This window comes from Collinsella sp. AM13-34, from assembly GCF_003473055.1.
In the GTDB taxonomy this organism is placed as follows: domain Bacteria; phylum Actinomycetota; class Coriobacteriia; order Coriobacteriales; family Coriobacteriaceae; genus Collinsella.
The window spans coordinates 43184-55629 of sequence record NZ_QRLE01000009.1; the positions used below are offsets into that span (position 1 = coordinate 43184).

General features: G+C 52.0%; 9 protein-coding genes and 1 pseudogene. 2 read left to right on the forward strand and 8 right to left on the reverse strand.

Annotation, left to right across the window (positions count from 1 at the left end; all coding sequences use genetic code 11):
• Positions 1–100 precede the first annotated feature (100 nt).
• From DW151_RS05185 to DW151_RS05220, 6 genes are all read right to left on the reverse strand, one after another.
• Positions 101–607 (reverse strand): hypothetical protein, encoded by a 507-nt coding sequence (locus DW151_RS05185; RefSeq protein ID WP_117765733.1) that lies wholly within the window; start codon positions 605–607, stop codon positions 101–103.
• 335 nt (positions 608–942) lie between these two features.
• Positions 943–1395 (reverse strand): hypothetical protein, encoded by a 453-nt coding sequence (locus tag DW151_RS05190; protein WP_117765735.1) that lies wholly within the window; start codon positions 1393–1395, stop codon positions 943–945.
• Entirely contained in the window at positions 1392–1781 is a 390-nt protein-coding gene (locus DW151_RS05195; RefSeq protein ID WP_117758172.1) for a helix-turn-helix transcriptional regulator, read from the reverse strand. The genes DW151_RS05190 and DW151_RS05195 overlap by 4 nt, the downstream gene beginning before the upstream one ends.
• A gap of 1127 nt (positions 1782–2908) precedes the next feature.
• Positions 2909–4504: an SIR2 family protein gene (locus DW151_RS05205; protein WP_118334788.1), complete on the reverse strand. Its 1596-nt coding sequence runs from the start codon at positions 4502–4504 to the stop codon at positions 2909–2911.
• 507 nt (positions 4505–5011) lie between these two features.
• Positions 5012–6421 carry a hypothetical protein gene (locus tag DW151_RS05210; RefSeq protein WP_117635106.1) on the reverse strand — a complete coding sequence of 470 codons (1410 nt, stop codon included), beginning with the start codon at positions 6419–6421 and terminating at the stop codon, positions 5012–5014.
• A 483-nt stretch (positions 6422–6904) separates the two neighbouring features.
• Positions 6905–7723, reverse strand: a complete 819-nt coding sequence (locus DW151_RS05220; RefSeq protein WP_118334790.1) for a hypothetical protein — start codon at positions 7721–7723, stop codon at positions 6905–6907.
• A 208-nt stretch (positions 7724–7931) separates the two neighbouring features.
• Between DW151_RS05220 and DW151_RS10865 the strand changes: the two genes are divergently transcribed.
• A complete protein-coding gene (locus DW151_RS10865) occupies positions 7932–8063 on the forward strand; it encodes a hypothetical protein (protein WP_255413169.1) in 132 nt (43 codons plus the stop codon).
• 224 nt (positions 8064–8287) lie between these two features.
• Here the strand turns inward: DW151_RS10865 and DW151_RS05225 are convergent, their stop codons facing one another.
• Complete coding sequence (locus DW151_RS05225) at positions 8288–9742, reverse strand: reverse transcriptase domain-containing protein (RefSeq protein WP_147351764.1); 1455 nt, start codon at positions 9740–9742, stop codon at positions 8288–8290.
• A gap of 786 nt (positions 9743–10528) precedes the next feature.
• On the opposite strand from DW151_RS05225, the gene DW151_RS05230 reads away from it, so the two are divergent.
• Positions 10529–11170: a hypothetical protein gene (locus DW151_RS05230; protein WP_117638230.1), complete on the forward strand. Its 642-nt coding sequence runs from the start codon at positions 10529–10531 to the stop codon at positions 11168–11170.
• 251 nt (positions 11171–11421) lie between these two features.
• Here the strand turns inward: DW151_RS05230 and DW151_RS05235 are convergent.
• Positions 11422–12446, reverse strand: a pseudogene (locus DW151_RS05235) (hypothetical protein); the annotation flags it as partial.

A 12446-nucleotide genomic window follows, 5' to 3' on the forward strand; every position in this document is an offset into this window, starting at 1 on the left:
CCGCATCGTGGGCAACGGCTGCAGTATAGCGCCGATAGGCGACGAAACGCCTAGATGCTGAGCGTGTGATAGGTCACGCTCGCACCCGGAGCGTCAACGGTCACGCCATAGGCCTCGGGTGGCCAAAAGCGTCTGCAACGTCGAGCATCTCAAAGTTGGCATCCCAGCTGTCAAAGATACGATGCACCAACACCGCGAGTTCCTCGGCACACAGCAGGGGAAACGGCGCATCTGCCGCACCCTGAAGCGCGACCGACCCGCCCGAGCATGCCTCGAACAACGGCATCAAAAATGGGTCGGTTAATGCCGGCGATGCGGTATACAGATACGGCACGCGCAGGACTTTGGCTTGGATGCCGTCGCGCGATGCATAGTAACGGCACAGGTCGTTGGCAGCGCGGGCGATAATGCCCTTGCCCGTCTGGGCCCCACTGGCGGCCGTGGCGTCGTCGTCACATCCGCCAGTGGTGCCCTCTGCACCCGCGGGCCCCGCAATAAACAGCAGCTGCACATTGCGTCCCATACAGGCACGAAACACCGAGCGCAGCAGCCCAATGTCGCCAAAAGTCACGGTATGCGGGGTGAGGTAGGTAGAAAGGTAGACCACGCGCTCAAACTCGTAGGCCTGGTCCAGGTGCTGGAGGAGCTCTTTCCACGAAGCATGGGGCGACGACTCATCGCGGCGCGCGTCCTGCGCGGCTACGACCTACACATGGTCGCCGGGGAACGCCTTGGAGCAAAAGTCATCGTCAACATATGCGGTGTTGCCAACAACCAGCACTTCCACGGCGTTCCCCCTCCCCAAAAATCTACTTTTGCCATAGTCAAACATGCGTATTGTACGCTGTAAAAGCGAGCCAAGGCGCCTTTAAGGCTGTTTTAAGAACTTTTTAGAGGATGTGAGAGCGGCAACTCATTCGACTTAGATTCATCGAGGAAATGCTATTCGCTCTGAAAAGGCACATCGCAATCTGCTGACAGCTCTGCAGGGAGAATGGCAGGCAATGTAAGCGCTCCCATGGGTGAAAGTCCAGTAACAACCATCAAATAGCTCTTTGCATGGGCATATGCCATCGAAATAGCATTTGAAAGAAGGTAGTGACGCGCCTCGTCATCGGGAGAGTTCATTGGCATTTGCGCTGAAACCGAGATGGATACTGTAACGCCAGCGTGCATCTTCTCCTGTGCACCTTCGTCTCTGTCAAGGAGGCTGCCAATTACGCACATCTTTAGACTTGCGCGTGCATCATTACCTTTTTTCGAAAGATGGACATCTTGGTAGCTAACGTCAACTTTTAATTCCATGTTATCCGAGGGCGAATCCTCGATATGGAAATCGGAGTCAACGACGAACAAATGAACGACTTGAATCGGAGCAATAAAATCCCCACTCATGCTGCCAAACCTCCGGAAATCATCTCGAGATTCACATGCGAGGACGGACGCTCGTTCCTAAAAGACCATTGCTCTCGCACGAAATTGTTGGATGAAAGAAACGGTAGCTCTTTAGAATAGCTAACGGTAACCTTAGGAACGATATTGATACCCAAAGCAAGCTCGAACCTAGCGATCGTCTTCAGCGTCATATTGGGCTGAGAATTCAACAGCTTCGAAAGCGACTGAAGGCTCACGCCCATACGCTTTGCCAAATCGCTTTTGCTTAAACCCAGACGCTTCATCTCGCGATGAACAATAAACTCGATATCTAGCGCGTGTTCATAAGCGCGTGTTTCGCTGGTTTCTGTATCGGCGTAAAAATCAGATAAATCTACTTTATTCATTGTGTTCTCCGTTTCGAAAGCCAAGTATAAAAGTCAAGGCTCAGATTCCAGAAGTTGACGTGCTATTCTGGCCGATCATTGTTCGAGCGGTTAATTTCCGCTTAGGGTCTGACAACATTTTCTGGAATTGAGAGTTGTCGGGAGAAGCCGTCAATTCCCAAAACGGTCGACCCTTGAGGTCTCTATATTCGACAAGATCATATCCTTCTGCCAAAGGGCACCTCCCATTTCTAGATGAACTTAACTTATAGGTTAAGTTCATCCATTTAAATACATATAACGAGGTCCAGACAAGATTCCTCTGCCCCAATCGATAAACAAACCAGTCGAGCTTATGCAAAATCCGGAAGTGTGCGGCATATTCTAGACACGTCAACCACACTGGATAGTGGCAACGCTTCTACCTGCGGGTTCTTTTCATGAAAAGGACGATGTGCTCGAGGGTTCCAAAATTTGCCGCATGCTTCCGTCGGGCGTTTCCGGAAGTGCGGTGAAAAACCGAGATCGACAGACCAGACCCCTGTTTTAGCCTTCCGCGACCTGCGGTTTTGTTGCCGAAATTCGGTTTATGCTCGGAGGTTTCCGATTTTTCCCCGCACTTCCGAAAAGCACCCTTAAACCGCGCGTCCCGAAGCGGAAAACCGCCGGATATTTGTTCTCCCCAAATGAGATCCTTGTTTTGCCTGGCCGAATCTTACATCCAAACAAAAAAAAGAGGACCGACGCATCAACCCTCTTCAGGTGTCGCCCGAAGGCTTCCAGCGCAATTGATTTAATTCTAATCGATATCACTTGTTTGACCACGATCACGTCAACCAGTAGAAGCCGCCCATGCTCGATCATTCCATTGCCGGGATGGTGCTTGGCTAGTACGTCACACATTGCATACATGAAAAAAGGGCAACACTCTCAATTTGAAAGCGTCACCCTTAAAGCTCCCAAAGAGCTTTTGTATTGCAGGAAGATACTCTACACTATCTTCCCTTGATTGGCGGGTCGAAACAGACACCATTGTGATTTCAAGCAGAAAGCGTTATATTAAGTATGCATTTGCACGTGGTGTTCGCACTATACGCTCAGATGCCATAGTTTACAAAGATGGCCTTCTTCATAGACGCTAGGTGGGATTACTCACTAGTAGCCGATATGTCGAAGGCCTTCTTGTACTTAAGGAAATCATACATTCTAATAAGCCGTTTCAGCTCGCTATTACCGTGGATTATCTTGCGATCGTCCGTGATGAACGCCCTCAGATATTCAAGCAACTTATTTAGATCGATCTCATCTTCTTCAAGTAGCACAAGCTTTTTAAATGCTTCCTCAAAGCCTTCGTTAGCTATAACAGACTGAACCGAGTGTCTAATTCCCGAATGATGATAGCTACCTTTTGCCTTTCGTAGGCTGTTGTTTAGAAAAGCATCTAAATCCTTCTTCTCATCTATTTCCTTTAGCATCCTTGGATTAAGAACTTCCCCTGAATACGCGCTTAAATACTTATACATGGGCAAACCACCCGAGTTAGAAGCAAGCAGCGAAGGAAGGTATTCCTCGACGGCAAGCTTAGGAGCAACATGTTCGTCATCAAACACAACATCACGATATAGAAGTTCGGCTTTGACCATATGCCCGTGCCCTAAAGAAGCATTCGCAACACCGATACCCAGCACAAGATGCTGTCCCTCCGGAAGTCTCTCGAGGTCGCTAAAACTCGCTTCAACTACCAGAGAGTCATTCGGATCGCCCTCATCAGCCAAGGCGTAGATGCTCCTGCGAAGCTCACGAATGATCCTGGGCGAGAAGGAGCATTTGGATTGTCCAATTGCTTCATACACTGCACCAAAATCGTTCGTCCTAATCTCGGTCATGCTTATCTCGCCAATACCTGGAAAGGTAAACGAATGAGTTGAGGTTGCGTTTTCTCCCCTAGTAAGGAAGATAAAGCGCTTTCTAAGCAACGCAAGATTGTTAGAACCGAGGCAGCGCGAAATCGACATGAGGATAGCTTGGATATCGGGGTCGTTAAGGGAATAACCGATAAAAATAATTGGGTATTCCATAAAAATAGTTAACAACTTGGCAGCCAAGTAATCCTGTGTTTCGGCGAGTTTTGCGTAATCTGCCTCCTCAAGAACCATAGATTCAGGATTATCCATAGAACCGTGGATCTTATAGATTTCACCCATTTCAAAAGTTCTGTGAAAGACGAGATCGTCTTGGCCAACAAAAACTTTAAACTCGGGAAATAGCGACTCCAGGAGACAGTCATAGTTGGTTGTTATAACTCCAGAGATACGCCGCCTGCCAACCTCTCTCAAGATATCAAGCTCATGCGTCATATATTCAGGTTTGAACGAGGATAACCTCTCGGCCGCCATGATCTTTAAAATAGATTTACGCTGACGAATGTCCTCTACATGATCGTTTCTAAAAGAAGCGAAGCGAGGGTCCTCAAGAACAGCTATGCGCATATCCTTATCAAGCATCGTCGCGGCAGAGGGCAATGCGCTATTGTCAGACTCATCTGGACAACGTGCCAGGTACGAGTCAAGCCGAAAGGGATCATCGGAAAGACGGGAACAGAGGTGCCTTAACAAACCAACCCAATCGTCGGTACCCATGTATCTACGGGAAAAGCCCGAGCCGACGAATAAATATGGGCTACGCCCCACCCCATTTATCAAACGTACAACGCTTTCTACAATGTCATCTCTTCCGACTTCCATCTAGCGCCTCCAAACAAGCTACTTCCATAAGTATAGAACATATGTTTGGATTTTACTAGAATTGCAAGACTTCATCGGAGACAAAGCTGCTCGACAATTGAAAATTCGAACCGCACAGGTGACCCAATATTCAGCAGTGTTCCGACGAGCAAATATTCATTTCGCGCCTCAGGCAATCTAGCGCAGCGGCATCAGTTAGAACGCCATGACTCTCTAGGAGTTCGATAAGTTGAGCGAAAGTCTAAAATTCCATCGCCAAAGTAACTCCTAAAATCAAAGGGCCGTTGCCGATAACAACCAAACAACGACCCTCCTTTGTCATCGCCTCACGTAGAGCCCACGACAACTGCATCACTAACTGGATGTTAACCTAGATGCGCAGTAATTGCGCATCCAAAAAAGTTAATCATGTAGCAAATACTCTTCGCGTTGAAACTAATGCGAAGCATTTTCGCGTCCGTGCACGAGAATGCGCAATCAATATGCGGAAAGGCAAAGATGATTCACCTAGCTAACAACCATCCAGTCACTACCGACAGTACTCGAAATCTTCGAGGAATCGCCGATGCACACGATGGTCGCCGAAGCGCCGGGCACATACTTGGCCTCAAGAACGGAAACACCTTGCTCCTTAAGCCTTAAGGTCGTCTCGGTTATCTGGGTTTTATTCACATCATTTTTGCTGACCAGTTTAACGCCATTGCCATCATTTTCATTCAGGCAGGATACAACCGTATTGTAATCGGCCCAATAACAGTACTCCCCAGAAAGCCATCCAAGCTCAGTGGCGCATATCGATCCAGTCGCAGAAACCGTCTTTGGAAGCAATCCGTAGCGCTGCCTTTCCTCAAATTCAAGAACATCGCAAAATACGCGATTAGCATTAAGTAATCTCGTTCCACAATAGTCCCCGTAAAACGGCGCAAAATGATTGCGGATAGTCCGCGACAACATACAGTAATCGTAGGTGTAGTAACACTTGAAGATTCGTAGGGCGTCTCCCCCTGCCCCTTCGGCAGAACGGGCGAATTCAACAAGAAACTGGTCCCACATGCGCTCAATATAGGGAATTGCGAGTTTAACGCTATCCATATCAGACAAAGGAGCATCGCTCGTCTGCTGCATTATTCCAGTGGTTTTTGCCAAATGGAAATGAGCTGCCATGCGCTCGATCGTTCGGATAAACTCGGGCCGATTCCCGTCCTCAATCGCCATAATTGCAAAGAAAACACTTCTCAACAGAAGATCACTTGAAAATCGCTGAGGTAAGAGATCGCCATATTCGCGCTCGTATGAGAAGAGCCTGGCCTCACCCGTATCGATTGAAGAGTAACCAAATACGGAGTCCGAAGGAACGACATATGATGGAGCGGCATTTGAGTACACACGGCTAAACTTAATTTGATAACGCTTAAAAAAGGTTGAAATCCAAAAGGTCACAACACCAAATAATGCCAGCTCAAACTCAAAGGCAATACTCGAAGTATCAAGCACATCTAGCCCCTGGCCTCCGAGATAGCCATCGATAACAAAGTGATCGAATGCGACGGACAGCAAAAGAGACATGAACGCCTCGAATGAGAAAGGAAGAGTCCGGTACCGCAATTTACCCCTTGCATGCTTGATTACCCCAAGAAACAACCAATAGAAAAGGGTAGGCATGTATCGCAGCGAAGGACCTGGAACTGAAAACGCATCGCAAATCGCAGCCATAATAAACACCGGGAGCTGGCAACAAATTGTTGGAGCGAGAATTCGGTAGGCAACGTTCAGCCTGCCCGACTCATCGGAGGGATACAGTTCTTCGACGGTGTATTGTCCTCCGATCGCCAAGGGCCCAGCAAAGCGGACAAGCTGAACGCTCGACAAACCGATAAAGACGTAAAAGACAATCCAATGAATAGTGACCGATTCCACCTGTAAACAATCTCCTCAGGTCATACGCTTGCGATTAATTGTAGATAGACAGAATTGAACAGGAAGCAACAATATTTGAAACTGTTGTTTTGCGCACCCCGGATCAACCAACATATCCCAGAAAGGTCGCTGATGTTGACTGGGGTTCCCGTAAAACCCCAACAAAAAATGTGCGGAGTGCCGGCCTGAAACTGCCTTCGGACCCTATTGGCTGCACACCGAGAGGCTCCGCTATGAAACGCCCCCTTTACCACCCGCTCTGTGCGACCGCGTGCACGTCCATGGTCAACGCGACGATGCCTATGGCAGCCATTGCAGAGGGGGTTCAGCCTCAGAAGGCCGCCGAGCAGCAGGCGCAAGCCGTGAGGTCGAGCTCAGCGTTGCTTTTGAATGCAGAAAAACGAGTCCGAACGCAGCGGCGTCCGGTCCTCTTGGCAGGTCCCATCTTGGGTTGATGTCCACAAAACTAGCCCTTGCGGTCGGTTAAACAAGTTTCAGCAGCCTTTGATACTCTCCGGGATCACGCATACGCATAATATCCATGTATGTTCTGCTTTTTGCGACCATGATATCGTCGAACTTGGATAGGCCGTGCCCGCTCGCTCTTGTGACAACCATGCGGTCGTCGCAAAAATATGAAAGGAAGGTGTCCTTGCCGGGATGGTGTATCCGTCGGACGTTGAGCACGTTCCGGAAGTCATAGTAAAGTGCGGCGTTGGCGGTTTCCTCAAGTTCAGGCAGTCTATCGATGCCTTCAAAGCGGCAAGGATAAATTAGCAGCAAGTTTTTCGAATGACTGATTGAGCGAAGAAGTCCTCGGGCCTCACGGTCTTCTTCGCTCAATTGTTTATTACTCTCAGTTTTTAGAAGCTCGTCAAGCTTGGCGAGGCTGTAATCCCTGAGAATTGCATGCAGGCGTAAGCCTCTCTGTTCTTTTACATGACTTCTGCAAAGTTGTTCTAAAGTTATTCCGCGGTCTGAAACTCGCCTTGACGAAGTGAGACTTACGGCGCGCATCATGGATTTTCCGAAGATGAGCTTGAAATCTAACTGATACGCGTCTGATACCGCATCACACTCCCCATTTGCCTCGGATACGGGCGCATGAAACTCCGCACCTCTGGTCAGTTCCTTGAAAGCGTTAGAGTGGTTGATGAGCTCGCGCGTCCATCCCTCGTATGTATATAACGGACGCCCAGAATAGTCTTGCATGAGGTCCTTAACAAACAATTCTGGGGTAATCATTGCGGATTTAAGTCTCTCGGCTCCGGGAACGGCTTCAATAAGCCTCTTATCTATCACTGTGGCCTCCTCTTTGCGGTAGTTTTACGGATGTTGACGGAAGCCGTTCCAGCAGGGTACGCCAAAGTTGGCCGAGCGAGCGGCCCGTCCTGGCTCGGAAGGGTCCGTGCCTTCGCCTAGAATACGCGCACCATGGCGCGTTCAGGCCGCTTTCGGGGTTATCCTGGCCGTTTCCATGGCAACCTCGCGCTACTTCTCGGAGAGGAAGATGGCCGAGTTGCACGACGCGGCGCTGCGAAGGGGAGCATCGTGCTGTCATGACTGGGCCGAGCTGGAAAAGACTGCCGGGAAGATGGTCGAATCCAGCCTTGAGCTTGCCGACAGAGTGGAGTCGGCCTAGGATATCGATAGATTCCGGATCCTGGACACAGGGGCCAAGGAGTCCATTACACCAACTTTCGCGACACTACCGTTCTTGTCATATCATTCTGATGTTCGGCTCGAGTTTCAGAGGCATCGTTCCGCGACCGCGTGAAGGCACGTCAATTGTTACCTAGTGATCGGAATTGGCCGATATCGATTTAGTATTTATGGCTATGAATAATCCAGCGCTAAAGCCATCGTTTACCGAGCACTCAAGCGTTTAATCTTCCTATAAATCTTAGCCTCGTCGGGGGCAATCGGATCATTTGGAAACGCCTTTTGGGCTCTCGCTACGTAGGAAAGAAAGTTCCCATAGCGAGAAAATGCAGAAGGGTCAGCATCACCCGAGGGGCATAGCCTTCTTCCCTTAATACCGAGTGGTGAATAATGTTGATATAGAGCGGAGACGCGCTTTTTTGATGCGTGTCTCCCCTCTCCCTCATTAGAACGCGCAATCGCAGTGGCCGCCTCACGGAGACGTTTGTGGTACTTTCCAACCGTAGACTGTCGAAGTCTTACAATGCGCCCGTCAAAGTCAAACCCCAGGAAACTGACTTTCTGCGCCGGATGTGCACCGGAATACGAAAGAACCTCACCCGCGCAAACGCTTTCAAAATCAAGCTGAGCAACTCCGTTGCCATCAACCCGGAACACCTTGGTTTTCTCAGATTGCAGTTTAACGGAATCGACATCGGCCATTAGATTGATTGCCTCTACAAGTGCATCAAAGCCAGATTTTGGAACGGCAATAATAAAGTCATCGCAATAACGAAGATACAAGCCACCAACCCGTTCAACGGCAAGCCTGACCTTCATATCGATATCGGTCATATAGATGTTAGCGAGCACTCCACTTGCAGCAAGACCCTGAGGAATGCCGAGATCAATACCCGTTCGCCGCCACGGCCTGGTGATGACTTTACTTTTGTTTGCAAGAAACTCAGACCTTGGCAAGATAACATCCAGCTTATTAAGTTCACGAATAGACTTGAACCGAAGTTCGATAGCCGCTTCATTGATCATTTTCTCCCGAGTAGGATCGATTACTGGCCATGGAAATTCATGTCGAGCAGCCAAATCAGCAATAGGCCAGCACGAATAGCGAAGGATATTTTTAATAACTTGATAGTGATCGTCCGGCAAGCGTCCACTGGGAAACAACGAACGCAACGACGCTATTAGATGGGCATGATTTAGGTTGTCGAAGAAGCTCTCGAAATCACCCGTAAGCACAAAAGCCGAATCTTGCTCACGCATATAGTCGAATGCCTTTTTAGCTGAGGAAATATTGCTGCCAGCAGTTACGGCGCTGTCTGATGAAAGCGAAGAGCGGTACGCTACGGCAACCTCATTAAACTCTTCGGCAATAGCCTTCTTGTTATATAAGTCCGACCACAGATAAGAGTAGTACTGGAAGACGCGGTGATCGAAATGCGAGGCATAAGCGATATTGCGAACTTTGCAGCTTCGCTTACCTCCACGATACCGAACAGTAATGATCTCGTTGGAAATAAGAGGGTGGAACGCATGATGAGAAACGTATCCTGAATCTAAAATCTTGGCCTGAACTTCGGCAAAAGAGGCCCTATGATCGAAATGGGCATATGAACTTTTGGAACTATATCGAGGAATACGAGCGATATCGAACTCGGCCAAAATACCCCCCAAATAAATCAACCTGTCCGGATCAACAAGCGGCGGCTAACCCTCCCCGGACAGGCTAATCAAAGGCGCAGCAAGTGCAACCAACGCTTTCGCGGCCACCTAAAACAATGCTTGCCTATGGCATACTAGACGAAAGCGAGGAATTGGTACTTATGACCATCGAGGCTCTTATCCAGCTAGCAGCAGGCAACGCTGGTGTCAATGTTGCGAACGTCGGAATTTCGTCGTTTGCGATATTGACGGCAGTAGCGTACCCCATCGCCAGTTCGCGATGGGCAGTTAGCTTTATTCCCCATTCTTGCTTTGCTTAAACAGGTTATAAGAAATCGGCTCATGCAGTTAACAGCGCCTTGATGCACACCCAATTGTCTTGACGGCGGTCGCATCGAAAATGCTGGTGCGCCTCTACGGATACAAGGACTCCTCCATCTAATGCATGCACGCTAATGCATGCACACGGTCCGCGAGACAATATCACCGACAAGACCGTGAAAATCCCGATGTGCATAATCCAGGAGTTTGGATGCACAGACGGGTGGATTGTCATTGTTCAGATTGGTCGCTTCGCGCTCCTCGCCGACGGGCACATCGTTGAGGGCAAAGACATCAGCGCACAGCGAGGCCGAGGACCAACTCCCTCCCCCTCCCCAACATTCCCCAGAAAGTTCGCTGATGTTGACTGGGGTTCCCGTAAAATAATCCCCAACAAAATATGTGCGGAGTGCTGGCCTGGAGCTGCCTTCGGACCCTATTGGCTGCTCACCGAGAGGCTCCGCTATGAAACGATCCCTTTACTACCTGCTCTGCGCGATCGCGTGCACGTCCATGGTCGGCGCGACGTTGCCTATGGCAGCCATCGCAGAAGCTATGCAGCCTCAAGAAACCGCCGGGCAGCAGGCGCAAGCCGACGCAACGAGCAGCGACGCAGGCAAGGCCGAAGACGGCACCAACACAAGCACGACAGCAGATACCGTAGAGGACAGCACCGCAACATCCACCGGCACCAGCGCAGCCAACACGGAAAGCGCTTACGCCACCAATACCGGCACCACCGCCGCAACCGGCACCCCCGCCCCATCCCTCAGCACCCAGACCAACCCCACACCCGCCGCAATCTCCACCACGTCACAAACCGGCTACGCCCACTCCGCAACCGCAAGCCAAAACGGCGTCACCTTCACCGTCTCGTGGAACGACGCCCCCGCGGGCACCGCGACGACCTTCCACGTAACCCAGACCAGCGCCTCGTCCCAGGCCAAGGCGCGCATGGACGTGTCCACCTATGGGACGGCGGCAGCCAGGAAAGCGTCTGCGATCCGTCGCGCCAGGCATGGGCCAGCTACTACAGCCTTCGGGCCCGCGCTCGCGATCGGGCCCAAAGAATCCACGTGGGACCACAATTCACTTGCATGGAGCTAGCGAAGGTGCCTATCCCAAATCAGAAATGGTAAAACCAGCAGCAGCGCGATGCAGAGGGGCGCGGCCAGCAGAGTGACCACGCCCGAGTTGATGCGCTCGCGAATTTCTTGGGGGCTCAAGAGATGAGCTCGTTCACGCGCTTTTGCACAGACGCATAGAGGCTTCCGAGCTTCTTTGAATAGCCGGCGCGCCCCTGCTATGCGTCATACACGTTGCAATTGCCCCTACCTAGAAAGTGTATGGCACTTCGGTCAATCGCCGTTACGCTTTGGCCTACCTAGAACCGCAATCACGACGTTAACAAACACAAGCGCTGTTCCCAGCAGGAATAGCGCCAGGGAGGCGGCGATCCAGTTGCCGTCGGCGGTCTTGGGGAGCGTGACGGTGGAGACGCCAGCAGTCTTGGCCTTGGATGGCGTGGACGCCATGGTCTTGGTCACGGTCGTTTTGGTTGTCGTGATTGTCTTGGGCGTCGCAGCCGCGGGCTTTAGGACGGGATCCGTCGCGGACCCGGCACCGGGCCGCTCAACGGCAGGACCGGCACCGCCGGCCGGCTCGCCCGCGCCGCCGGGCACCTCGCGCCCGTCGGTCTCCCCCGGCGGCGCCGTGGCGCCCTGGGGCTCGATCACCACATGCGGCGCCATGTCGCCGGAAGCATTCGCCACGCCGCCGGCACCGAAGGCCCCTCCCGCAGGCGCCACGAACCGCGCAGACACAAGCGACCCGCCCGTGCACGCAACACCGCCGTCGGCACCGGTCGCATCGAGCCACGAGGCATCGACGGAAAGCCGACAGCCGGCCGCGCCAGCGCCAAGGCCCGCATCCTGCAGATACACGCCGTAGGCGCGCACGCCCGCTCCGGACCCGGCGCCCGCGGCAACGATGCGCCCGCCGCCGCGCACGGCCATGTCGCCTGCGATCACGCCGGCGAACGCCTCGTCCGTAATATCGGCCCCGTCCGCCCGGACATCGACGGTGCAGCCGTCCACCACGAGCGCCTGCGAAACGTGGATCCCGCACTGCGAGCCCGTCGCCGTCAGGGTCCCGGTGCCGCGAAGCGTCAGGTTGCCCCACACCTCCATACCGCACAGCGTGATGTCCGCATCGGGCGCATGCGACTCCGTCACGGAGTTTTGCCCGGCAAGCGTCAGCACCAGGTCGCCCTCGGCGCCGATGGCCCCACCCGCGTAGCCGTCAAGCTCCAGGTGGTCGGCATCGGTCCAGGCCCAGCCGGGGCCCGACGCGCCCGGCTCGCAGTACGTCGCGCCCGCGATGA